At 58.3% G+C, this 22392-nt stretch carries 22 protein-coding genes and 1 tRNA gene; 9 read left to right on the top strand and 14 right to left on the bottom strand.

Features of this window, described 5'->3' with window-relative positions:
- The first annotated feature begins 125 nt into the window (after window positions 1-125).
- Window positions 126-213: transfer RNA gene (locus tag V1599_RS10690), tRNA-Ser, on the top strand.
- 125 nt (window positions 214-338) lie between these two features.
- On the opposite strand, the gene V1599_RS10685 is transcribed toward V1599_RS10690, so the two are convergent.
- Window positions 339-1343, bottom strand: coding sequence for an IS4 family transposase (locus tag V1599_RS10685; RefSeq protein ID WP_395301557.1), 1005 nt, complete (start codon window positions 1341-1343; stop codon window positions 339-341).
- Here V1599_RS10685 and V1599_RS10680 point away from each other — a divergent pair.
- Window positions 1266-1472 carry a hypothetical protein gene (locus tag V1599_RS10680; RefSeq protein WP_395301605.1) on the top strand — a complete coding sequence of 69 codons (207 nt, stop codon included), beginning with the start codon at window positions 1266-1268 and terminating at the stop codon, window positions 1470-1472. The genes V1599_RS10685 and V1599_RS10680 overlap by 78 nt on opposite strands.
- 275 nt (window positions 1473-1747) lie before the next feature.
- Here V1599_RS10680 and phoH read toward each other — a convergent pair whose 3' ends face one another.
- The 5 genes from phoH to efeU all read right to left on the bottom strand — a co-directional run bounded on the left by phoH (window position 1748) and on the right by efeU (window position 6325).
- Window positions 1748-2536: a phosphate starvation-inducible protein PhoH gene (phoH, locus tag V1599_RS10675; protein WP_395301537.1), complete on the bottom strand. Its 789-nt coding sequence runs from the start codon at window positions 2534-2536 to the stop codon at window positions 1748-1750.
- A complete protein-coding gene (locus V1599_RS10670; RefSeq protein WP_395301536.1) occupies window positions 2515-2811 on the bottom strand; it encodes a hypothetical protein in 297 nt (98 codons plus the stop codon). The genes phoH and V1599_RS10670 overlap by 22 nt, the downstream gene beginning before the upstream one ends.
- 223 nt (window positions 2812-3034) lie before the next feature.
- Complete coding sequence (efeB, locus tag V1599_RS10665; RefSeq protein ID WP_395301535.1) at window positions 3035-4318, bottom strand: iron uptake transporter deferrochelatase/peroxidase subunit; 1284 nt, start codon at window positions 4316-4318, stop codon at window positions 3035-3037.
- A gap of 5 nt (window positions 4319-4323) precedes the next feature.
- Entirely contained in the window at window positions 4324-5451 is a 1128-nt protein-coding gene (gene efeO, locus V1599_RS10660) for an iron uptake system protein EfeO (protein WP_395301534.1), read from the bottom strand.
- Window positions 5452-5491: 40 nt separating this feature from the next.
- On the bottom strand, window positions 5492-6325 hold the full coding sequence (gene efeU / locus V1599_RS10655; RefSeq protein WP_395301533.1) for an iron uptake transporter permease EfeU: 834 nt from the start codon (window positions 6323-6325) through the stop codon (window positions 5492-5494).
- Between the two features lie 251 nt (window positions 6326-6576).
- Here efeU and V1599_RS10650 point away from each other — a divergent pair, with 251 nt between their 5' ends.
- Window positions 6577-7761, top strand: a complete 1185-nt coding sequence (locus tag V1599_RS10650; protein WP_112009290.1) for a NupC/NupG family nucleoside CNT transporter — start codon at window positions 6577-6579, stop codon at window positions 7759-7761.
- A gap of 71 nt (window positions 7762-7832) precedes the next feature.
- Here V1599_RS10650 and V1599_RS10645 read toward each other — a convergent pair whose 3' ends face one another.
- Both V1599_RS10645 and putP read right to left on the bottom strand, forming a co-directional pair.
- Window positions 7833-8252: a DUF3574 domain-containing protein gene (locus tag V1599_RS10645; RefSeq protein WP_395301532.1), complete on the bottom strand. Its 420-nt coding sequence runs from the start codon at window positions 8250-8252 to the stop codon at window positions 7833-7835.
- A gap of 113 nt (window positions 8253-8365) precedes the next feature.
- The gene (putP, locus tag V1599_RS10640; RefSeq protein WP_297115448.1) at window positions 8366-9874 is read right to left on the bottom strand and encodes a sodium/proline symporter PutP; all 1509 of its coding nucleotides are present in this window, start codon (window positions 9872-9874) and stop codon (window positions 8366-8368) included.
- Window positions 9875-10296: 422 nt separating this feature from the next.
- Between putP and putA the strand changes: the two genes are divergently transcribed.
- Window positions 10297-14259, top strand: coding sequence for a trifunctional transcriptional regulator/proline dehydrogenase/L-glutamate gamma-semialdehyde dehydrogenase (gene putA / locus V1599_RS10635; protein WP_395301531.1), 3963 nt, complete (start codon window positions 10297-10299; stop codon window positions 14257-14259).
- A 51-nt stretch (window positions 14260-14310) separates the two neighbouring features.
- Window positions 14311-14712, top strand: a complete 402-nt coding sequence (locus tag V1599_RS10630; RefSeq protein ID WP_395301530.1) for a lysozyme inhibitor LprI family protein — start codon at window positions 14311-14313, stop codon at window positions 14710-14712.
- Between the two features lie 144 nt (window positions 14713-14856).
- On the opposite strand, the gene rutR is transcribed toward V1599_RS10630, so the two are convergent.
- From rutR to V1599_RS10605, 5 genes are all read right to left on the bottom strand, one after another.
- Window positions 14857-15510, bottom strand: a complete 654-nt coding sequence (gene rutR, locus V1599_RS10625) for an HTH-type transcriptional regulator RutR (protein ID WP_112009285.1) — start codon at window positions 15508-15510, stop codon at window positions 14857-14859.
- Between the two features lie 35 nt (window positions 15511-15545).
- The gene (locus V1599_RS10620; protein ID WP_112009284.1) at window positions 15546-16073 is read right to left on the bottom strand and encodes a GNAT family N-acetyltransferase; all 528 of its coding nucleotides are present in this window, start codon (window positions 16071-16073) and stop codon (window positions 15546-15548) included.
- 3 nt (window positions 16074-16076) lie between these two features.
- Window positions 16077-16346, bottom strand: a complete 270-nt coding sequence (locus V1599_RS10615) for a DUF1778 domain-containing protein (RefSeq protein WP_112009283.1) — start codon at window positions 16344-16346, stop codon at window positions 16077-16079.
- Between the two features lie 73 nt (window positions 16347-16419).
- The gene (locus V1599_RS10610; RefSeq protein WP_112009282.1) at window positions 16420-17325 is read right to left on the bottom strand and encodes a DMT family transporter; all 906 of its coding nucleotides are present in this window, start codon (window positions 17323-17325) and stop codon (window positions 16420-16422) included.
- A gap of 150 nt (window positions 17326-17475) precedes the next feature.
- Window positions 17476-17646 (bottom strand): general stress protein, encoded by a 171-nt coding sequence (locus tag V1599_RS10605; protein WP_059354485.1) that lies wholly within the window; start codon window positions 17644-17646, stop codon window positions 17476-17478.
- Window positions 17647-18037: 391 nt separating this feature from the next.
- Here V1599_RS10605 and wrbA point away from each other — a divergent pair, with 391 nt between their 5' ends.
- Both wrbA and V1599_RS10595 read left to right on the top strand, forming a co-directional pair.
- A complete protein-coding gene (wrbA, locus tag V1599_RS10600) occupies window positions 18038-18634 on the top strand; it encodes an NAD(P)H:quinone oxidoreductase (protein ID WP_112009281.1) in 597 nt (198 codons plus the stop codon).
- A 19-nt stretch (window positions 18635-18653) separates the two neighbouring features.
- Window positions 18654-18881 (top strand): YccJ family protein, encoded by a 228-nt coding sequence (locus V1599_RS10595; protein WP_112009280.1) that lies wholly within the window; start codon window positions 18654-18656, stop codon window positions 18879-18881.
- A 35-nt stretch (window positions 18882-18916) separates the two neighbouring features.
- On the opposite strand, the gene agp is transcribed toward V1599_RS10595, so the two are convergent.
- Window positions 18917-20158 carry a bifunctional glucose-1-phosphatase/inositol phosphatase gene (agp, locus tag V1599_RS10590; RefSeq protein ID WP_395301529.1) on the bottom strand — a complete coding sequence of 414 codons (1242 nt, stop codon included), beginning with the start codon at window positions 20156-20158 and terminating at the stop codon, window positions 18917-18919.
- 191 nt (window positions 20159-20349) lie between these two features.
- On the opposite strand from agp, the gene V1599_RS10585 reads away from it, so the two are divergent.
- A complete protein-coding gene (locus tag V1599_RS10585; RefSeq protein ID WP_297115443.1) occupies window positions 20350-21366 on the top strand; it encodes an ABC transporter substrate-binding protein in 1017 nt (338 codons plus the stop codon).
- Window positions 21363-22391: a FecCD family ABC transporter permease gene (locus V1599_RS10580; protein ID WP_395301528.1), complete on the top strand. Its 1029-nt coding sequence runs from the start codon at window positions 21363-21365 to the stop codon at window positions 22389-22391. Before V1599_RS10585 ends, V1599_RS10580 begins: the two co-directional genes overlap by 4 nt.
- Window position 22392: the final 1 nt, after the last annotated feature.

Raw genomic sequence — 22392 nt, 5'->3', positions numbered from 1 at the left:
AACCGTGGAGCTGACTATTGCTTAACCGAACGGGCACTAAACCAGAAAATCTGCTTGACCGCTTTAGCGCAACTCCCTATAGTAGCGCCCCGTTGCCCCCCAAGCGGTCAGGCAGCAAACAATATGGTGAGGTGTCCGAGTGGCTGAAGGAGCACGCCTGGAAAGTGTGTATACGGCAACGTATCGGGGGTTCGAATCCCCCCCTCACCGCCATATTTAAAGAAGAGCTCGCATGAAAATGCGGGCTTTTTTTTCGCATATTGCACTTTACCCTTGTGCGGTCTGGGCCCCTCACCCTAACCCTCTCCCCAAGGGCTGAGGGATCCCCAGTAATATGGTCATACCTCCATGACCATATTACTGTACTCTTTTCCGAGATTTTTCAGCTCGTTACCCATATTGAGCCGCCGCACTTTCCGGGGAGCATGCCTGATCACTTCCTCTGCCAGCCTCAGGTAAGACAGAACCCGCCTGCACCGGATGCTGCTTGCCTGATAGTGCCAGTGCAGCCGCTGCTTTTCCGCCCTGTAGCCCGCCAGCCACATCACCAGGCTCGCCATCGCCGCGACCATATTCAGTACTTCCAGCCGTCCTTTCCCCTGACTCCGGCTTAGCCTCAGGCCGAACCCGAACCGGGGGCTTTTGTCGTCCCGGAAGTTTTGCTCTATCTGCATTCTGCGGCTGTACAGCTCCATTATCTGGCAGGGCTCCAGTTCCTGCGCATTACTGAACAGCAGCCACGGCTCCTGCGCGCTGCTGCGGTGTTCCCGCTGTGTTTTCGGCATCCCTCCCTTACCATGACGTCCCGCTCCGGGACGTTTATGCAGATAAAACCTTCCGTAACAGGGCGTGCGCGGTTTACGGGACAGAACGCCGTAACCTACATATTTCGGCGTCTGACTGGCCTGCAGCTCGCTGATTTTCATCCATTTTCTCTCGCCCTCCAGCCGGAAGCTGATGCAGCCCCTGACCCGGCCAGTGAAGGTCCAGCCCAGGTGAGCGACATGACGGAACCAGTCCGTCCTGAAGCCCGCGTCGGTAATGACGGTGACGGATTTATCTTTCGGGATGGCATCATGGAGACGCTCGAGGAAGCGGCACTGGACGTCGCTGTTCTGAGCCCGCTCCGCGGGAACGAGCTCGCTCATAAGCGGAAGTGAGCGCCCGTTACAGACCAGACTGGCCCGCAGAAGATGCCAGTTCCTGTCATGCCAGCCGGTCCAGTCGACGGCGATAACACAAAAGGGCATCAGGGACGTGATGGCATGGGTGAGCATATGCTGGATACGGGGAATATCGCGATGAAGGGCAGAATTGCCCAGGGCGCGATCGACACGTTTAATTTTGTTTTTGACATGCGCCCTGCCGGGAAGGTTACGGCCAAGGCTGGTCAGGGTCAGACTGGCACCGTGTGTAAGGGCGACAGCCATGGAAACAAGGACATTAATCCGGAAGGAATGAATACCGGATAAAGACGAGGAGAAAAATCTCTGGCAGACTGTATGTAAAGGCACGATGAGGTCTCTTCTGTTTTGTTGGCGCAATCAGTAGATCACACTTCATCGTGCTTTTCATTTTTCTGGGGATTCCTCAGCCCCAAGGGAGAGGGAAAACGTTACATCTCACCTCTAACCCTCTGGGAAAACCGCACCGGCCCCGCAGGTCGGGCAAGCGCAGCGCCACCCGACATCAAACCCCGCACAAAAAACAAAGCCCGGTTGCCCGGGCCTTGAACACAACGGCTAATTCAGTAGTACGCTTGCAGCGTGCGCTGGCACAGTGCCGAACGCACGCAGTCCTCTTTGGTAAAGCGCACCACCCCGATCATTTCATCTTCTTCGAAACGCGACATGGCGTCGCTCAGCCCGGATTTCACGCCGGAAGGCAGGTCACACTGGGTAATATCGCCATTGACGATGACCGTCACGTTCTCCCCGAGGCGCGTTAAAAACATCTTCATCTGCGCAGCGGTCACGTTCTGAGCCTCGTCAAGAATGACGACCGCATTTTCAAATGTACGTCCGCGCATATAGGCGAACGGCGCGATTTCCACCTTGCCAATCTCCGGCCGCAGGCAGTACTGCATAAAGGATGCGCCCAGCCGCTTCACCAGCACGTCATAGACGGGCCGGAAGTACGGGGCAAACTTCTCCGAGATATCGCCGGGCAAGAAGCCGAGATCTTCATCCGCTTGCAGTACCGGACGGGTAACAATAATGCGCTCCACGTCCTTATGAATCAGCGCTTCCGCCGCTTTGGCCGCGCTGATCCAGGTTTTCCCGCATCCGGCTTCACCGGTTGCAAAGATAAGCTGTTTACTCTCGATAACATTCAGGTAGTGCGCCTGAGCCTCATTGCGGGCCACAATTGGAGAAGCATCACGGCTATCCCGCGCCATGCCAATTGATTCAACGCCACTCATCTGCACAAGCGAGGTGACCGATTCTTCTTCACGCTGTTTATGGCTGCGTGAATCCCGTCTCAGCACGCGTTTTGCTTCGCGACGAGCTTTGATCACTGCTTTTTGTCTTCCCATGGATAGCACCTTGAGTTGTTGGTATTCATCACACGCGCCGGCATCGGCACGATTATGCGCACGAACATCTGAGGGTTGGCTTCCTTGTAAGCCATTGCTTGCCTTTCCGGATGACGATACAACACAGCTACGCGCACTGTTTTGCACGTCGGTACAATGCGTTTTTGAAGAGATGAGGAGAATGTGGGGGTGAAGAAATCGCTGCCGGAGTCTGAGCCTCCGCGCCGGGTGTTGCGGTTGTTATGTTTACCTTGTCCAGTACAGGACGCAACCATTCGCGATCTCCATAGTGATACAGCATCACTGCCGGGAACTACCGCTGTCTTATAGTAAGTACATCACCAATTATCACAAATGCAACATTTATTTTACCTGGGCGCAACTTTTAAGACTGCGCCTGCAGCGGATTCAGTCTCATATACAAATATTACAGTAATATAACAGTGCGTTAGTCATAGAAAAAAATAATGTCCCTGCGAACTGTCGCAGGGACAACTATCAGGCTTCTATGAGCCCCTGAGCGAGATACGCGTTGCGATCGCGCACGCCCGGCAGGGCAAAGAAATAGCCGCCACCGATGGGCTTGACGTACTCTTCCAGCGCTTCACCGTTTAAGCGCTTCTGCACGGTCAGGAAACCTTTTTCAAGGTCATGCTGATAGCAGACAAACAGCAGCCCCATATCGAGCTGGCCGGAGTTAGTCACGCCCAGTGAGTAGCTGTAGCCGCGGCGCATCATCAGGCTGGACTGCGTCTCTTTGGTGCGCGGGTTGGCAAGGCGAATATGGCTGTCCAGCGCGATAACGTCGCCGTTTGGATCGCTGGCGTAGTCCGGCACGTCATGCTCATTCTTCATCCCGAGCGGCGCCCCGCTCTGCTTGTCGCGGCCAAAAATGGTCTGCTGCTCTTTCAGCGGCGTGCGGTCCCAGAACTCCACATGGAACTGGATAATACGCACCGCCTGGTAGCTTCCGCCAACCGCCCACGCAGGCTCGCCCTGGTCGGCAGTGACCCACACCACGTTCTTCATCAGAGCGGCATCGCTGCTGTCCGGGTTGGCGGTACCGTCCTTAAAGCCCAGCAGGTTAACCGGCGTCTCTTTACCTTTGCTGCGCGCCGCGTGATCCGAGATAAACCCTTCCCGCTTCCAGCGCACGCTCAGCAGATCCGGCGTGTGCTTGATAATGTCGCGCAGGGCGTGGATCACCGTGTCCTGCGTGTTGGCACAAATCTGCAGCAGCAGATCGCCATGGCACAGCGCCGCATCGAGTGAGTCATTCGGGAAGCGCGTCATTTTCTGCAGCGCCTTCGGCTTCTGATTTGCCAGGCCGTAGCGCGCGTCAAACAGCGATTCGCCGACCGAAACGGTAATCGTCAGATTATCGGGGGCGATAAACGGGCCGAGAATACCGGAGTCCATCGGCGGCAGGCGCGGGTTCGGCGTATCCGGTGCCGGGCCACCGGCGGTCAGAAACGCAAGGCGCGCCGTCAGCAGGCGGAACAGGCGTTCGAGATCCGCCTTATCGCTCGCCAGCGAATCGAACGCCACCAGCATCATCGAGGCCTGCTGCGGCGTGAGAATGCCCGACTGGTGCTCGCCGTAGAAAGGCTGCGTCTCCATGCGGGCATTGGGCGACAGCGTGCCGGGCGCGCTTTGCGGTTTCGCCGCATGCGCCACCGGGCAACCTCCCGCCAGGGCGAGTGCGCCGCTGAGCGCCCCCACCCCTTTTAACAACCGACGCCGCGAAGGTTCAGCCACGTCGTACTCGTCGTGCTTTTTCATCGTGTTTAATCCAGGCCCAGAACGCCGCGCAGCTGCGCCAGATCTTCCGCCAGCGTGGTAATCGGGCCTTTCAGCGCGTTACGGTCAGCATCGGTCAGCTTGTCATAGGTTTCGAACCCGTCTTTGGTGCGGTACTTCGCCAGAATGGCGTCGACCTTTTTGAAGTTAGCATCCACTTTTGCCAGCAGATCGCCGTTCTCTTTTTGCAGCTGCGGACGCAGCAGGTTAACAATTTTCTGCGCGCCGTCGACGTTGGCCTGGAAGTCCCACAGGTCGGTGTGGCTGTAGCGATCTTCTTCGCCGCTGATTTTGCTCGCGGCCACTTCCTCAATCAGCCCGGCCGCGCCGCCCACCACTTTTGACGGCGGGAAGGCCAGCTCGCTAATGCGCTTTTGCAGCTCCAGCACGTCGCCGTTCAGCTGCTCCGCGTATTTCTCCATCCCTTTGGTAGAGCTATCGCCAAACAGCGCTTTTTCCAGACGGTGGAAGCCGGTGAATTTCGGATCGGCGGCCTTCTGCTCGTAGTCATCTTCGCGGGCGTCAATGCTGCCGTCCAGATCGGAGAAGAGCTCGGCAATCGGCTCGATACGCTCGTAGTGCTGGCGCGTTGGGGCAAACAGTGATTTCGCTTTTTCGATATCGCCCGCTTTCACCGCGTCGGTAAAGGCCTTGGTGCTCGCCACCAGATCCGCCGTCTCTTTGGTGACGTAGGCTTTATAGGCGGTAATGGCATCGCCGAGGCTCATCAGCGCATTGCCTTTGGCCGCATCAGCGGTAGCTTCGCCCTTCACGATCAGCTTGCCTTTCGGGTTGGTCAGCAGGCCGCAGGTCATGTCGTACTCGCCCGGCTGCAGGCTGGCGGTCATCTTCTGGCTAAAGCCGGGGGCGATGTTTTCACGCTCTTCCACCACCATCACGCCTTTGAGGATCTCCCACTCCAGCGCTTTCTGGCTGTGGTTCTGAATAATAAACTGGGTTTTACCGCTGTTGACCGTCACGGTCATCGGCTCACACTGCTTATCATTGACGGTAATTTTCACCTGCGGGATATCTGCTGCCTGGGCGGCGAAGGCAGAAGCGAACAGCGCGGCAATGCCTGCGCATAACGCATTACGACGGAACTGAATTGCCATGACTCTTCCCTTTTAAAGTATGTTGTAACTAAATAACGAATTACGGCGCAACGCGCGACGCCTGGGAGCCGGCACGCGGCGGCATCGCGAAAAGCACCAGCGCCGGCACCAGATAGATAAAGTACATCGCGACTTCGCTGACGCTCGGCGTCTCCTGATAGCCAAAGATCCCTTCCAGCAGCGTGCCGGTCAGCGAATGCGTTGACAGGATATTGCTGAGGTCGAACGCCACGTCCTGGAAGTGATTCCACAGCCCGGCCTCGTGGAACGCGCGAACGGCGCCCGCCGCCAGCCCTGCCGCAACCAGCAGAATGAACAGGCTGGTCCATTTGAAGAAGGCACCGAGGTTAAGACGAATGCCGCCCCAGTAGAGCAGGAAGCCGAGCACAACCGCGGTCGCCAGCCCGAGCATCGCCCCGAGCGGCGGCCAGATGCCCACGTCCTGCTGGAAGGCGGCCAGCAGGAAGAAGACCGACTCCAGCCCTTCACGCGCGACGGCGAAAAAGACCATCACGATCAGCGCCCAGCCGTGGTTGTTGCCCTTTTGCAGCGCCGTATCCACCGCCTGCTCCAGCTGAACCTTGACGTTGCGGGAGACTTTGCGCATCCAGAACACCATCCAGGTGAGGATAAAGACCGCAATCACCGCCACGATCCCCTCAAATAGCTCCTGCTCTTTCTGCGGGAACTCGCCCGTGGTTTCGTTGATGAGAATGCCAAGCCCAAGACAGAGCGCGGCCGCGAGGAAAACCCCAATCCACATCACGCCAATCCAGCGCCCGCGCTGGGTTCGCTTCAGGTAGCTGGCGATAAGGCTCACAATCAGGGCCGCTTCTAGGCCTTCACGTAACATAATGAGAAATGGAACAAACATGCGGACACCTTAAATGTTTATCGCGGTCAAGTGATGCAAAGAAAGGTAAATTCTTGTGATAGTGATTATCATTACGGTGAGAAGAAAAACAAGCGAAATGTGTTGAGTTTTAATGACGAGATGTAAACCCTTCGCCTGATAATGGTTTCCGGTATTACTTTTATGTTTATAAGTTATAACGTAAATGCCCGTTTACGGTTAACTGTCGCTGTGGCTAAATAAGCGCCTCGAAAACTAACCGAAAACTGATTATGTATCACATCCTCCATTTTCTGCTGGCCCTGGTGATTATTCTGGCGCTGGCCTGGCTGGTGAGCTTTGACCGCCGCAAGATCCGCATTCGTTATATTTTGCAGCTTATCGTTATTGAAATGGCCCTCGCCTTCTTTTTCCTGCATGCGGAAAGCGGTCTGTTCGTTATTAAATACGTGTCGGGATTTTTTGAATCGCTGCTTAAATTCGCCGGCGAAGGGACTAATTTCGTCTTCGGCGGAATGGGCGAAAAAGGGCTGGCGTTTATTTTCCTCGGCGTGCTTTGCCCAATTATTTTCATCTCTGCGCTGATCGGTATTCTCCAGCACTGGCGAATTTTGCCAATATTTATTCGGGTCATCGGCACGCTGCTGTCAAAGCTTAACGGCATGGGCAAGCTGGAATCCTTCAACGCGGTGAGCTCGCTGATCCTCGGCCAGTCTGAAAACTTCATTGCATACAAAGGGGTATTGGGCGATCTCTCCTCGCGTCGCCTGTTCACCATGGCCGCCACGGCAATGTCGACCGTTTCGCTGTCGATTGTCGGGGCCTATATGACCATGCTGGACGCCAAATTTGTGGTTGCGGCGCTTATTCTGAACATGTTCAGCACCTTTATTATCCTTTCGGTGATCAACCCGGTGCGTCCGGAAGCGGAGCCGGAGATTAAGCTCGAAAAACTGCACGAATCCCAGAGCTTCTTTGAGATGCTCGGCGAATATATTCTGGCCGGTTTTAAGGTCGCGATGATTATTCTGGCGATGCTGATTGGCTTTATTGCCCTGATTAGCGCCGTCAACGCCCTTTTCTCAAGCGTATTCGGCATGAGCTTCCAGCAGATCCTCGGCTACGTCTTTTATCCTCTGGCGTGGCTGATTGGTATTCCGCTGAGCGACGCCCTGCACGCGGGAAGTATTATGGCGACCAAGCTGGTGGCGAATGAATTTGTGGCGATGATAGAGCTGCAAAAAATCGCCCATCAGATGACGCCGCGCGGGCTGGGGATCCTCTCCATCTTCCTGGTGTCGTTCGCTAACTTCGCCTCGATTGGCATCGTCGCGGGGGCCATTAAGGGTCTGAATGAGCAGCAGGGCAACGTGGTGTCGCGCTTTGGCCTGCGCCTGGTGTACGGGGCCACGCTGGTAAGCCTGCTGTCGGCGAGCTTTGCGGGGCTGGTGCTGTAACGCCATGCCGGGTGGCGCGTCGTTTACCCGGCTTACAAAATAATGACGGCGGGTTTTCCCGCCGTTTTATTTTAAAACTGCACGCACACCGGCTGATCGACCCGCATCACCGATTCCTGCGCAAAGCGTGATTTATAGATCCCGCGCAGCGCTTCAATGTTCTTCTCGCTCTGCGCATCTTTACCGTGGATCAGCATCAGCGCCCTGCTCGGCTCGCGCGCCACCTTCCCGTCGTTGCCCAGCCACTGCCCGCGCGCCTCAAACACCGTCAGGCCATCGCGAAAGCGCGGGGTCACATCCTGGTCAACAAACTGCTGCCACTCGCTGGGGGTAATCTGCGCCCCCGCCGGACGGTTGAGGCCGAAATAGAGCGTGGTCTGCTGCATCTGGTTATCCGCTTTGCAGGTCTCCATTGCCGCGTGCTGCGCTGGTGCGTTGCAGCCTGCGAGCAAGAATAATGCCGCCGCCATAAGCCCTGTTTTGATGGTCATTGTTCGCTATCCTCATTGTTATAAGTGCAGCGATATCAACGTAAATTGCAGAATTTAGCAAGAGAGGTTTATTCCCTCTCCCCACCGGGGAGAGGGTTAGGGTGAGGGGGAAATTACTCAGCCTGGAGCTTAGACGGCGGCGCGGAGTGGTAGTGCGCGTCCGCTTCCGCAAAGCGTTTCTGCATCGCGGCAGACGGTGCTTTGCCCAGCAGGCTGAACACCACGATGCCGATGCTGCCGAAGATAAAGCCCGGGATGATTTCGTACAGGCCCAGCCACGCGAACTGCTTCCAGACGATAACGGTGACCGCGCCGATGATCATCCCCGCCAGCGCGCCGTTGCGTGTCATACGTGACCACAGAACGGAGAACAGGACTACCGGGCCAAATGCCGCCCCGAAACCTGCCCACGCGTAGCTCACCAGGCCCAGAACGCGGTTATTAGGGTTGGCCGCCAGCGCAATGGCAATTAACGCCACCACCAGCACCATAAAGCGCCCGACCCACACCAGCTCTTTCTGGCTCGCGCCTTTGCGCAGGAACGCTTTGTACAAGTCTTCGGTGATGGCACTGGAGCACACCAGCAGCTGGCAGCTCAGCGTAGACATTACCGCCGCCAGAATGGCGGAGAGCAGGATACCGGCAACCCACGGGTTGAACAGGATCTGCGCCAGCTCGATGAACACGCGCTCGGCGTTCTGGTTCACCGCGCCTGCCTGTGCCGGGTTGTTGTTGAAGTAGGCGATGCCGAAGAAGCCGACGGCGCACGCGCCTGCCAGGCAGAGGATCATCCACGTCATGCTGATGCGGCGCGCGTGAACGATGGTGTGGTGAGAATCCGCCGCCATGAAGCGCGCCAGGATGTGCGGCTGGCCGAAGTAGCCCAGCCCCCAGCCCATCAGCGACACGATGGCCACGAAGTTCAGCCCTTTCAGCATGTCGACGTTTTCAATGCTCTTCTGCTTGATCACTTCCAGCGATTCGCCGAAGCCGCCGACGGTGAAAATTACAATCACCGGCGTCAGGATCAGGGCGAAGATCATCAGGCTCGCCTGCACGGTATCGGTCCAGCTTACCGCCAGGAATCCGCCCACGAAGGTATAGAGGATGGTCGCCGCCGCGCCGGCCCAGAGCGCCGTTTCATAGCTCATGCCGAAGGTGCTCTCGAACAGGCGCGCGCCCGCCACGATGCCGGAAGCACAGTAGATGGTGAAGAACAGCAGGATCACCACCGCGGAGATAATACGCAATATGCGGCTGTTATCTTCAAACCGTCCGGTGAAGTAATCCGGCAGCGTCAGGGCGTTGTTGTTGGCCTCGGTATGCACGCGCAGGCGGCCTGCCACCAGCTTCCAGTTGATCCACGCCCCGACGGTCAGGCCGATTGCAATCCAGCTTTCAGAGATACCGGAGATGAAAATTGCGCCCGGCAGCCCCATCAGCAGCCAGCCACTCATATCGGATGCGCCCGCAGACAGCGCGGTCACCATCGGGCCCAAACTGCGGCCGCCGAGGATGTAGTCGTCAAAGTTCTTTGTTGAACGCCATGCCAAAAACCCTATCAGGATCATGCCAAAAATATAAACGAGAAATGTCACCAGCATCGGTGTGCTAATAGCCATTCAAATTCTCCAAAATATCGAGCGACAGCCGTCCGGGCTGCCTTGTTATGTCATCACCGGAACGTAGTGATGTGTGTATGTGTTTCCGTTGGGCGCGCTATCCTGCCGTATGCGCATCCCGCTGACAAACGATTTAACACTGCATTTACATCAAATTCATCCCCGCTTTGATACGAGTTTCCTATAGGTTGCACTCGCTCACGCTTTTACGGGTTGCACCTTTTAAAAGTGTTAACTCCCGCATAAAAAGAGGCTTCCCATGCAGATGCCAGCGCTTTTTTACAGCTAACCATTCGTTAACAACTCTTTCATTTTCTGGGTTGCAAACCAGGTCACATTTAACACGGTTGCACAAAGTTGCAACATGGTGGATATTTCATGCCATCTACAAAACGCGATTACAGAACAACAGGAGTTTTGGCATGGGGATGACCACCATGGGGGTTAAGCTGGATGACGCTACCCGCGAACGGATTAAAACCGCAGCGACCCGCATTGACCGCACACCGCACTGGTTAATCAAGCAGGCGATTTTTAACTATCTCGAGAGGCTGGAGAGCGAAGACAACCTGCCGGAGCTGCCTGCCCTGCTGGCGGGCGCGGCGAACGAAGGCGAAGAAACGACCGCCGCCGTGGAGGAAAGCCACCAGCCGTTCCTTGAATTTGCCGAGCAGATCCTGCCGCAGTCCGTCAGCCGCGCTGCCATCACCGGGGCCTACCGCCGTGCCGAAACCGACGCGGTGCCAATGCTGCTGGAGCAGGCTCGCCTGCCGGACGCCATCGCATCGAAGGCGCACGACCTCGCCTATCAGCTGGCCGACAGGCTGCGTAACCAGAAAACCGCCAGCGGCCGCGCCGGAATGGTGCAGGGCCTGCTGCAGGAGTTCTCCCTCTCCTCGCAGGAGGGCGTGGCGCTGATGTGCCTCGCGGAAGCGCTGCTGCGTATTCCGGACAAAGCCACCCGCGACGCGCTGATCCGCGACAAGATCAGCAACGGGAACTGGCATTCCCACATTGGCCGCAGCCCGTCGCTGTTCGTTAACGCCGCCACCTGGGGCCTGCTGTTTACCGGCAAGCTGGTCTCCACCCACAACGAGGCCAACCTCTCCCGCTCCCTGAACCGCATCATCGGCAAAAGCGGCGAGCCGCTGATCCGCAAAGGCGTGGACATGGCGATGCGCCTGATGGGCGAGCAGTTCGTGACCGGCGAAACCATTGCCGAAGCGCTGGCAAACGCGCGCAAGCTGGAAGACAAAGGCTTCCGCTACTCCTATGACATGCTGGGCGAAGCGGCGCTGACCGCCGCCGACGCGCAGGCGTATATGGTCTCTTACCAGCAGGCGATCCACGCCATCGGTAAAGCCTCCAACGGGCGCGGCATTTATGAAGGTCCGGGCATCTCCATCAAGCTTTCCGCCCTGCACCCGCGCTACAGCCGCGCGCAGTACGACCGCGTGATGGAAGAGCTCTACCCGCGCCTGAAGTCCCTGACCCTGCTGGCGCGCCAGTACGACATCGGCATTAACATCGATGCCGAAGAGGCCGACCGCCTGGAAATCTCCCTCGATCTGCTGGAAAAGCTGTGCTTCGAGCCGGAGCTGGCGGGCTGGAACGGGATTGGCTTCGTCATCCAGGCCTACCAGAAGCGCTGTCCGTTCGTCATTGATTACCTGATTGATCTGGCAAGCCGCAGCCGTCGTCGCCTGATGATCCGCCTGGTGAAAGGCGCCTACTGGGACAGCGAGATCAAGCGCGCCCAGATGGAAGGGCTGGAGGGCTATCCGGTCTATACCCGCAAGGTCTACACCGACGTCTCTTACCTCGCCTGTGCGAAAAAGCTGCTCGGCGTGCCGAACCTGATTTATCCGCAGTTCGCCACCCACAACGCCCATACCCTGGCGGCGATCTACACCCTGGCGGGGCAGAACTACTATCCGGGCCAGTACGAGTTCCAGTGCCTGCACGGCATGGGCGAACCGCTGTACGAGCAGGTCACGGGAAAAATCGCGGACGGCAAGCTGAACCGCCCGTGCCGTATCTATGCGCCGGTGGGCACCCACGAAACGCTGCTGGCCTACCTGGTGCGCCGCCTGCTGGAAAACGGCGCGAACACCTCCTTCGTTAACCGCATCGCCGATACCACCCTGCCGCTCGACGAGCTGGTGGCCGACCCGGTGCAGGCCGTCGAGAAAATGGCGGCGCAGGAAGGCCAGATCGGCCTGCCGCATCCGAAGATTGCCCTGCCGCGCGAGCTATACGGTGAAGGCCGCGTCAACTCGGCGGGCCTCGACCTGTCCAACGAGCATCGCCTGGCCTCTCTCTCCTCTGCCCTGCTCAACAGCGCACTGCAGAAATGGCAGGCGAAACCGATCCTTGAGCAGCCCGCCGCCGACGGCGACATGCAGCCGGTGATCAACCCGGCGGAGCCAAAGGACATCGTCGGCTACGTGCGTGAAGCCACCGAAGCGGAAGTGGACCAGGCGCTGGACAGCGCGGTGAACAACGCGCCTATCTGGTTCGCCACCCCGCCGCAGGAGCGCGCCGCCATTCTGGAGCGCGCCGCGGTGCTGATGGAAGATCAGATGCAGCAGCTTATCGGCATTCTGGTGCGCGAAGCGGGTAAAACCTTCAGCAACGCCATCGCCGAAGTGCGCGAAGCGGTGGATTTCCTGCACTACTATGCGGGACAGGTTCGCCATGATTTCGACAACGAAACCCACCGTCCGCTGGGCCCGGTGGTGTGTATCAGCCCGTGGAACTTCCCGCTGGCGATCTTCTCCGGCCAGATTGCCGCCGCCCTTGCCGCAGGCAACAGCGTGCTGGCGAAACCGGCTGAACAAACGCCGCTGATTGCCGCCCAGGGGATCAACATTCTTCTTGAAGCCGGCGTGCCTGCGGGCGTTGTCCAGCTGCTGCCGGGACGCGGTGAAACGGTCGGCGCGAAGCTGACCTCCGATAACCGCGTACGCGGCGTAATGTTTACCGGCTCGACCGAAGTTGCCTCTCTGCTGCAGCGCAACATTGCTACCCGTCTGGATGCGCAGGGTCGTCCTACCCCGCTCATCGCGGAAACCGGCGGCATGAACGCGATGATCGTCGACTCCTCCGCGCTCACCGAGCAGGTGGTGGTGGACGTGCTGGCCTCGGCGTTCGACAGCGCGGGCCAGCGCTGCTCCGCGCTGCGCGTGCTCTGCCTGCAGGACGACGTGGCCGACCACACGCTGAAAATGCTGCGCGGCGCGATGGGCGAATGCCGGATGGGCAACCCGGGCCGCCTCACCACCGACATCGGGCCGGTGATCGACGCGGAAGCCAAAGCCAATATCGACAACCACATTCAGGCGATGCGCGCCAAGGGCCGTCCGGTCTACCAGGCGGTGCGCCAGAATAGCGAAGACGCCCGCGAGTGGCAGACCGGCACCTTCGTGCCGCCGACGCTGATTGAGCTGGCGAGCTTCGACGAGCTGAAAAAGGAGGTCTTCGGCCCGGTGCTCCACGTGGTGCGCTACAACCGTAACAACCTCAGCGAGCTGATCGATCAGATTAACGCTTCCGGCTATGGCCTGACGCTCGGCGTGCATACCCGTATCGACGAAACCATCGCCCAGGTGACCGGCAGCGCCAAGGTCGGCAACCTGTACGTGAACCGCAACATGGTCGGCGCGGTCGTCGGCGTGCAGCCGTTCGGCGGCGAAGGCCTGTCCGGCACCGGTCCGAAAGCGGGCGGTCCGCTGTACCTGTACCGCCTGCTGGCTAACCGTCCGGAAAATGCGCTGGGCGTGACGCTGGCGCGCCAGGACGCGGAATACCCGGTGGACGCCCAGGTGAAAGCCGTGCTGACGCAGCCGCTTGAAGCGCTGATCGGCTGGGCGGAGAACCGCCCTGAACTGCGCGACGCGGCGCGGCAGTACGGCGAGCTGGCGCAGGCCGGCACGCAGCGCCTGCTGCCGGGGCCTACCGGCGAGCGCAACACCTGGACGCTGATGCCGCGCGAGCGCGTATTGTGCGTGGCGGATAACGAGCAGGACGCGCTGGTTCAGCTGGCCGCGGCTATGGCGACCGGGTGCGAAGTGCTGTGGCCGGAAGACGCGCTGCATCGCGATCTGGCAAAACAGCTGCCGAAAGCCGTCTCTGCCCGCATCCACTTTGCGAAACCGGACGCGATGCTTGCCCAGCCGTTTGACGCGGTGATCTACCACGGGGACTCCGACCAGCTTCGCGAACTGTGCGAACAGGTTGCGGCCCGCAGCGGCGCGATTGTGTCGGTGCAGGGCTTCGCCCGCGGCGAGACCAACCTGCTGCTGGAGCGCCTGTACGTCGAGCGCTCCCTCAGCGTCAACACCGCGGCGGCGGGCGGGAACGCCAGCCTGATGACAATCGGCTAACGCTGTGCTAATAAGGCTCCGGAAACGGAGCCTTATTTTATTGGGGAGTGTATGAAACGATTTATTATCGCCGGTACCGCAATGCTGCTGAGCGCCAGCGCGCTGGCCAACGAGTGTGACAACGCTACCACCCAGCTTGAACTGAACACCTGTAGCGCGCAGCAATATCAGGCTGCCGATAAAAAGCTCAACCAGACGTATCAGGCCGCCATTGCGCGTGCGGCAGCCCCCCAGCGCGATCTGCTGAAAAAAGCGCAGCAGGCGTGGATTACCCTGCGGGATGCGGACTGCGCGTTTATCGGTTCGGGTACGGAAGGGGGAAGCGTTCAGCCAATGATTATGAACCAGTGCCTGGCGGAAAAAACCGTCGAGCGCGAAGCGTTTCTCGCCTCGCTGATGCAGTGTGAAGAGGGCGACCTAAGCTGTCCCCTCACCCCGGCCCTCTCCCCATAGGGGCGAGGGAGAAAAACCGCGCAGAACAGTCCCCTCTCCCATAGGGGCGAGCGAGAAAAGACCGCACAAAACAGTCCCCTTTCCCATAGGGGCGAGCGAGAAAAGACCGCACAGAACAATCCCCTCTCCCCTTTGGGGAGAGGGTTAGGGTGAGGGGAACTCGCGCACGCGGATCCCTTCGATAATCATCCGCTGCACGTTTTCGAGCGTGCTGTGGAAAAATGCTTCGTCCTGAAGCGTTTTTCCGGTCACCGCCTCTACCTGGGCCGCAAAGTCAGCGTAGTGCTGGGTTGCGGCCCAGATCATAAAGATCAGGTGGTGCGGTTCGACCTGGGCCAGCTGGCCGCTGGCGACCCACCCGGCAATAATGGCCGACTTATCGTCCACCAGCTGTTTTAAATCCCCGGTTAGTTCCGCCTGCAGCAGCGGCGCGCCCTGCAGCATCTCAAGGCAAAACAACCGTGATGCCTGCGGATAATCGCGCGACACCTCCAGCTTCAGGCGAATGTACTCTTTAATCGCCACCAGCGGGGCCAGCTCTGCGCGGAAGGCCTTCAGCGGCGCGAGCCAGATATCGAGGATCTGCTGCATCACGGCGACGTAGAGCGCCTCTTTGGAGGGGTAATAATAAAGCAGGTTAGTTTTCGACACCCCGGCGCACTCCGCGACCTGTTCGAGCCGCGTGCCGTGGATGCCAAACTGCGAGAAGGTTTCCAGCGCCGCGCCGAGAATGGCCTGCTTTTTCGCGCTAACGGCCTTTGAGCGTTTTCCCTGTATTTTCACTTCGCTTTGCGTCATTCCCGCTCTCCGTTTTGGCATGGACATCTTTTCATTCAAAGCGCGTCGCTAAACAGGCGCTCAATGGATTTGGTGGGATAAAAAAGCGAACGGCTGTTTTCGCCCGTCAGCGGAACAAACCCGAGCTTCATGTAAAAGGTTTTGGCCCCTTCGCTAAGCGCATCGACAAACAGGCCATGCACGCCGACGGCCTGAGAGGCCCGGTAGACGGTCTTCATTGCGTGTGTGACCAGCAGGGTTCCCCACGCTTCCCCCTGCAGCTCCCGATGAATCGCGAGCCGCCCCAGCGTGACGCTGGGCACGTTAAAATAGGGAACTTTGCGCTGCTGGGTCTTCGACGGCAGAAGCGCTTTTTCAAAGCAACTGCCGGACAGGGTGTAATATCCGAGCACTCTGGGACAATCGCCCCGCTCGAGGAGGAGGTAGCCTCTTAAGATACGATTCGCATGCTGGCGCTCCAGATGCTCGGTGAGAAACGCGTTGAGCGAAGGTTCACCGCAGTCAAAACCGGCAAAACCGTAATCTTTTCCCTCTGAAAACAGTTCTATCGTTAAATCGGCCACGCCTTACTCCCCGTTTAGAAGATGCCTGGCGGCGCGTTTTAGCCTTTCATTTGGCTCTGGCGGGTTGCTGATAGCCTCCATTACCGCATTCCAAGAAGCGTCGTTGAGAATCAAACGGCGATGCTGTTCAATGACCTGCGCCGCCCGTTCCGACGCGCTGTTCACCATAAACTGGGTGACGGTTTGGTTCGTCATTGCGGCGGCTTCTTCAATCATATTTTTATCTTCGTCGGTCAGGCGGAGATCGATACGCTGTTTTTTCAGTGCCGGCATGGTTTACCTCATTATGTACGGCATTTATCCGTACATAATGTAAGGCGCCCGGACGACTTTATCAATAACAACCTCACTCTGCCGTCAGGTTGGCCACGTCCCGCTTCTTCTTTCTGAGCTTCAGCTCGCTCACCAGCACGCCCGCCACGATAAACGCCGCGCCCAGCAGGGCCAGCAGCGGCAGGCGCTCCCCGGCGAGACGGCCAAAAATGCCCGCCCACACGGGTTCTCCGGTGTAGATGACCGTCGCACGCGTCGGGGAGACGCTGCGCTGCGCCCAGTTCATCGTCACCTGAATAATGGCGCTAAAAATTCCCAAGCCCAGTGCGACCACCACCAGCCCGGTGGACATCGGCGGAACTGACTCCCCTGCCGGGACCATCGCGGCGAACGCCACCAGCGAGGCGGTCGCCAGCTGGACGACGGTGACCCGCTTGACGTCAACCTTCCCCGCCCAGGCGCCGATCAGGATAATTTCCGCGGCGATGGCCACCGCGCCCACGAGGGTAATCATCTCGCCCGGCCCCATCGCCAGCAGGTTATCGCCCGGCCCGGCCAGCAGAATCAGGCCGATAAACGCCAGCACGATGCCGATGCAGGACATTAGCCCCGGCATTCTGCCCAGGCACAGCCACTGCAGGAGCGGCACCAGCGGGACATACATGGCGGTGATAAAGGCAGATTTACTGCTGGAGATGGTCTGTAGCCCCCAGGTTTGCAGGCTGTAGCCCATGGCGATGGCAATCCCAATAACCACGCCGGCCTGAAGCTCTTTAAGGGTTAACCCGCGCAGGGTTTTAAGTGAGATCAGCGCCACGGCAATCGCCGCGGTAGCAAAGCGCAGCCCGACAAAAAAGAACGGGTCGCTCATCGTGACCGCGTACTGGACGGCAAGGAAGGTTCCGCCCCAGAACATGGTGATCAGAATGAGGATGGCTTCCTGAGGTTTTACGGAAAAGGTGAAGCGAGACGACAACATGGGACACCAGAAATAAGGACTAATGGCGTAGTGTGCGATGCCTTTGGTTACAGTTCAATGTTGCACAAATAAAAAAACCGCCGGACTTATCCGGCGGCAGGGATGACTTCAACCTTCAGGTTAAAATCGTTTTAAACAACCCGGCCTCAGCTATTTGCTGCTGCCATGGCTGTTTTTACCCCCTTTTTTGCCAGCTTCTGACGCGCGCTGAGGGTCATTTTTGAAATTCCCCCCGCTCGACTGGCCACCTTTACGGCCTGCTTCTGATGCTCTTTCACGGTCTTCTGCGAAATTACCTGAACCACCACGATGGTTTGCCATCTCGAACCTCCAGAGTGTGAAACATTAGACATCATACTGCATTCAGTAAAAGAGGATTCTTTCACCTGGCGGCGCAAGGACAGAGCCTTTATCTGCGCCGCGTGAAACTAAGCTTAGTGGAGTGAGGCTATCCGGCAAGCGATAGGTAATATTCTGCAACATGATCTCAGCCTTTTGTGTGAGACGATGCGGCGGCGATTCATAACTCTTTCTTATACTTTCCAAAATTCCCTCCCTTAAAGTTGTTTCAATTTGCTACAAAGCCCAATTGTTTATAATTTGTTATAAATCAAAGAAATGCCGTTCATTTTTGCAGTCTGGCTGTGATGTCATATCTTTAAAGGAACGCAGCGAATCGCTGTCAGAAAACACAAACGAGGAGTGATGCAAAATGGCAAAAGTTCTGGTGCTCTATTATTCCATGTATGGACACATCGAAACCATGGCTCACGCGGTCGCTGAAGGTGCAAACAAGGTAGACGGCGTCGAGGTTGTGGTGAAACGCGTACCGGAAACCATGAATGCCGAGGCGTTCCTAAAAGCCGGCGGTAAAACGCAAAACGCGCCGCAGGCAACCCCGCAGGAGCTGGCCGACTACGATGCCATTATCTTCGGTACCCCTACCCGCTTCGGCAATATGTCGGGCCAGATGCGCACCTTCCTCGATCAGACGGGCGGGCTGTGGGCATCCGGCGCCCTCTACGGCAAGCTCGCCAGCGTATTTAGTTCTACCGGCACCGGCGGCGGCCAGGAGCAGACCATCACCTCAACCTGGACTACCCTTGCTCACCATGGGATGGTGATAGTGCCGATTGGCTACGGCGCGCAGGAGCTGTTTGACGTTTCTCAGGTGCGCGGCGGGACGCCTTACGGCGCAACCACCATTGCCGGTGGCGATGGCTCGCGCCAGCCAAGTAATGAAGAACTGGCTATCGCCCGCTATCAGGGTGAATACGTCGCGGGTCTTGCCAAAAAACTGCACGGCTAACCCCAACAGGAGGATATGCATGCCAACTCAAGAATCTAAGGCTCATCGCGTGGGCGAATGGGCCAGTTTACGCAACACCTCTCCGGAAATTGCCGAAGCCATCTTTGAAGTCGCGAACTATGACGAAAAGCTGGCGGAGCAAATCTGGGAAGAAGGCAGCGACGACGTGCTGGTTCGCGCCTTTGAGAAAACGGACAAAGATTCGCTCTTCTGGGGCGAGCAAACCATCGAACGTAAAAACGTCTGATCGAATCCCCCCGCGATGGCGGGGGGGTTATCCTGCTATTTCGCCGCGTCGTTCATCACGGTATTAAACTTATCAATCGGGCAGAAGCCGTCCGCATCGATCGGGCATCCCTTCAGCTCCAGCGTGACGCGCTGCGCCGGGGATTTGAGGGAAAGCACGCTGGCGTTGCGCAGCTGCTCCGAGCTTTGGTAAACGTATTCAATCTTCATCAGGTCGCGATTGGCGCCCTTATCGTGCCAGCGCTGGAAGACAATTTTGCCGCCAATCGGCGTGCGCTCCTGCTGGCCATGCAGCTGATACGGCTTGAAGTCCAGCGCGGTCAGCAGGGACGCGATGTTGGAATCATGCCCCACCAGCAGCGTGATTTTTGCCGCCTTTGCCTGGTCCGCCACCAGCGCGTTATCGATGTACTTCACCAGCGGCTTCGCGACGTTCTGCGCCACTTCCGTAGAGGTAAAGAGCGAATCCTGGTAGCCGTTTTTCAGCTTCGACAGCACGCGCCACTGCTGGTCGGTGTTGATCTCTCCCCACGCCACCTGGTCCATCGGGAAGCCTTCGTAATACTGCAGCGTGAAGGCATCCACCAGCGAGTTCCCCACCTTAAGCGGCCCGGAGACGCCCGGCTCTTTTTCATATTCGGCGCTAAAGGTATCTTTGGCGTCGGTCAGGGAGCAGGCTTTTTTCTCTTTGCAGGACGGGGATTGCGCGTAGTTGGTCATCTGCTCCAGCAGCCTGTAGCTTTCATCAAGCTGCATTTTCTGGCGCTCCGCCTCCATCGCCTTCAGCGCTTTTTCGCGGAACGCTGGGGAGTTATCGGTGATGACCGGATTGAAGGTCGGGTCCATGGTGCCCATTTTTTCCTGATGATGAACAGGAACGTCGCACCCCGGGAAGGCCCCGGTGATAAAGAACTGCGCGGTGGCAACGGTACGCTGCAGGCTGTTGGCGTAGGCATAGACGGCATTGGCCGGTGGACATTCGCCCGTGGTCACCATCCCCTGCTCTGCCAGCCACTCGCGCATGTAGTGGCCCATGTAGACCTCAAGCACGCCGCCCTTGGTGGTGAGCTGGCCGCCCGGCACGTCCCATTCCGGCCACTGCTTCGGCGTGGACTGCTCCAGCACGCTGCCGTTATTGGCGAGCGGCGCGCGCAGGTTGTGGCGGCTCATGATTAATACCTGTTCAAGCTGATACCCGTCCGGCGCGTCCTGCGCCTGGGCGCCGAAAGACATTGAAAGGGTACCTGCCACTGCAACAGCGAGTAGTGCTTTTCTCATCCCTAGATCCTCACTCGGTTTAATAATCCCCTGAGTGTGACAGATTAATAACAATTTTCCGGGAAGGATTTCTCAAAGTTATCAATACGTCCGTTCAAACTGAAGATGGCTACAGGCGAGGCGCGCGACGCGTTGACAGCGAACAGGCAAATGCAATATTGTTATGGTATAACATTACGATGAGTGAAATGATGAAACCGACCCTCCCATTATTGCTGTCTTTACTGCTGTCGCTTCCCCTGGCTAACGCCGTTGCCGACGGCTATCCGCTAACGATTGAAAACTGCGGCGTGAAAGAAACCTTTACCCACGCCCCTTCACGCGTGGTGACAATTGGTCAGCACGAAACGGAGCTGCTTCTGGCGCTGGATCTGCAGGATAAGATTGCGGGCACCGCGGTCTGGTTTGGCCCCTTGCCGGATGACTTGAAAGCCCAGGGGGCAAAGCTGAAGCGGCTGGCGGAGAATGCCCCCGGATTCGAAGCCGTTGCGGCCCAGCGTCCTGAGCTTGTTCTTGCTCAGTACAGCTGGCACGTTGGCCCGCAGGGAGAGGTCGCCACGCGTCAGCAGTTTGAGCAGCTGGGCATCAGAACCTGGATCTCGCCCGCCGACTGCACGGCCAAAAGCGTCACGGCGGCCTCCAACGGCGACGGCGCGCGCTCAAAACCTTACTCCATCGATATCATCTTTGATGAAATCACGGCGCTGGCGCGCGTGTTTGACGTGCCCGCGCGCGGCGAGGCGCTTAAGCAGAAGCTGTCTGACCGCATTAGCGCCGCGCAGCAGCACGTTCCCGTCCAGCCAAAAGCGCCGCTTAAGGTGGTTTACTGGTTTTCAAGCAGCCGCCTGAAGGGCGATCCGTGGATAGCAGGCAGTAAAGGCGCACCGGGCTGGATCAATAAGACGCTCGGCCTGAACAACATCATCGATTCTGATGAAGAGTGGCCTGCGGTGACCTGGGAACATATCGTGAAGTCTCAGCCTGATATTATTGTTATCGCGAGTATGGAAAGACGGCTTTACCCCGCCGACGACGTTGCGACGAAAAAACGTTTCCTCGAAACCGATCCCGTGACGCGCGAAATGCCTGCGGTCAGGCAAGGGCATATCGTGGTGGTTCCGGCCATGTCGCTGAATCCCTCAATGCGTAACGTAGAAGCCGTCGAGCTGATTAGCCAGCAGATTAACGCGTTCGCGCCTTCAAGATGACCGACCAATCCGTTTATTACTGGCGTACCGGCCTTCTCATTTTCTGCGGGATCCTGAGCCTGCCGGTCATGATGGCCCTTGCCGCGGCAACCGGCGATATACCGATAGGTTTCGCCACCGCCTTTCGCGCAATGACTAATGGTCTGGGCCTAACACACTTCAACCTGCCTGCGGTCGAGGCCGGGATCGTCTGGCAGTACCGCATGAGCCGCGCGCTGATGGCCGCCAGCTGCGGTGGCGGGCTGGCGCTATGCGGGCTGGTTTTGCAGTCGCTGTTGCGTAATCCGCTGGCCGATCCTTACCTGCTGGGCATCTCCGCCGGCGCCTCGACCGGCGCCGTCAGCGTGATGCTGCTGGGTATCGGCAGCGGCGCGATCACGATCGGAGCCGGGGCGTTTATCGGAGCCTGTACCGCGTTTATGCTGATCGTCGCGCTATCGGGCGGAATGCGCGGCAATACGGCGCGCATTATTCTGGCCGGTATCGCCGGCACGCAGCTGTTTAACGCGCTAACGTCGTACATTGTCAGCACGGCGGCCAACGCCGAGCAGTCGCGCGGGGTGATGTTCTGGCTGCTGGGCAGCCTGAGCGGCGTACGCTGGCCCGACGCGCTGCTGTGCTTCGCTGTCGTCGTCCTCGGGCTGCTGATTGTGATTTGCTACGGCCGCTCGCTGGACACCTTTAACGTCGGCACGGACGTCTCCGCGACGCTTGGAACGCGCGTGATGCAGGTCCGCGTGATTTTGCTGCTGACTACCGCACTAATGACGGCGGTCATCGTCAGCGCCATCGGCGCCGTGGGCTTTGTCGGGCTGGTCATTCCGCACGTCACCCGCATGATCGCCGGACATCGCCATCTGCTCACGATCCCCGTCGCGTTTCTTGCCGGATGCCATTTTATGATCCTCGCAGACCTGATCTCACGCACCCTGATTAGCCATCAGGTATTGCCGACTGGCGTCGTCACGGCGCTGGTGGGCGCGCCTGTTTTTGCCATGATTTTGTACCGCAACCGGGAGAAATGAT

The sequence above is a fragment of the Enterobacter sp. ECC-175 genome, assembly GCF_043968675.1.
Taxonomy (GTDB): Bacteria; Pseudomonadota; Gammaproteobacteria; order Enterobacterales; family Enterobacteriaceae; genus Enterobacter.
Note: the sequence above shows the minus strand (reverse complement) of the source record. Positions and strands in the feature narration are given on the sequence as shown.

What these genes read in the sequence shown, in the direction of transcription:
- phoH (WP_395301537.1), bottom strand. Translation starts at nt 2,536, where the DNA reads ATGGGAAGACAAAAAGCAGTGATCAAAGCTCGTCGCGAAGCAAAACGC.
- V1599_RS10650 (WP_112009290.1), top strand. Translation starts at nt 6,577, where the DNA reads ATGTATCACATCCTCCATTTTCTGCTGGCCCTGGTGATTATTCTGGCG.
- V1599_RS10615 (WP_112009283.1), bottom strand. Translation starts at nt 16,346, where the DNA reads ATGCCGGCACTGAAAAAACAGCGTATCGATCTCCGCCTGACCGACGAA.
- V1599_RS10610 (WP_112009282.1), bottom strand. Translation starts at nt 17,325, where the DNA reads ATGTTGTCGTCTCGCTTCACCTTTTCCGTAAAACCTCAGGAAGCCATC.
- V1599_RS10580 (WP_395301528.1), top strand. Translation starts at nt 21,363, where the DNA reads ATGACCGACCAATCCGTTTATTACTGGCGTACCGGCCTTCTCATTTTC.
- V1599_RS10595 (WP_112009280.1), top strand. Translation starts at nt 18,654, where the DNA reads ATGCCAACTCAAGAATCTAAGGCTCATCGCGTGGGCGAATGGGCCAGT.
- V1599_RS10585 (WP_297115443.1), top strand. Translation starts at nt 20,350, where the DNA reads ATGAAACCGACCCTCCCATTATTGCTGTCTTTACTGCTGTCGCTTCCC.
- wrbA (WP_112009281.1), top strand. Translation starts at nt 18,038, where the DNA reads ATGGCAAAAGTTCTGGTGCTCTATTATTCCATGTATGGACACATCGAA.
- V1599_RS10630 (WP_395301530.1), top strand. Translation starts at nt 14,311, where the DNA reads ATGAAACGATTTATTATCGCCGGTACCGCAATGCTGCTGAGCGCCAGC.
- efeB (WP_395301535.1), bottom strand. Translation starts at nt 4,318, where the DNA reads ATGAAAAAGCACGACGAGTACGACGTGGCTGAACCTTCGCGGCGTCGG.
- efeU (WP_395301533.1), bottom strand. Translation starts at nt 6,325, where the DNA reads ATGTTTGTTCCATTTCTCATTATGTTACGTGAAGGCCTAGAAGCGGCC.
- V1599_RS10670 (WP_395301536.1), bottom strand. Translation starts at nt 2,811, where the DNA reads ATGGTTGCGTCCTGTACTGGACAAGGTAAACATAACAACCGCAACACC.
- efeO (WP_395301534.1), bottom strand. Translation starts at nt 5,451, where the DNA reads ATGGCAATTCAGTTCCGTCGTAATGCGTTATGCGCAGGCATTGCCGCG.
- V1599_RS10680 (WP_395301605.1), top strand. Translation starts at nt 1,266, where the DNA reads ATGGGTGAGCATATGCTGGATACGGGGAATATCGCGATGAAGGGCAGA.
- putA (WP_395301531.1), top strand. Translation starts at nt 10,297, where the DNA reads ATGGGGATGACCACCATGGGGGTTAAGCTGGATGACGCTACCCGCGAA.
- agp (WP_395301529.1), bottom strand. Translation starts at nt 20,158, where the DNA reads ATGAGAAAAGCACTACTCGCTGTTGCAGTGGCAGGTACCCTTTCAATG.
- V1599_RS10605 (WP_059354485.1), bottom strand. Translation starts at nt 17,646, where the DNA reads ATGGCAAACCATCGTGGTGGTTCAGGTAATTTCGCAGAAGACCGTGAA.
- putP (WP_297115448.1), bottom strand. Translation starts at nt 9,874, where the DNA reads ATGGCTATTAGCACACCGATGCTGGTGACATTTCTCGTTTATATTTTT.
- rutR (WP_112009285.1), bottom strand. Translation starts at nt 15,510, where the DNA reads ATGACGCAAAGCGAAGTGAAAATACAGGGAAAACGCTCAAAGGCCGTT.
- V1599_RS10645 (WP_395301532.1), bottom strand. Translation starts at nt 8,252, where the DNA reads ATGACCATCAAAACAGGGCTTATGGCGGCGGCATTATTCTTGCTCGCA.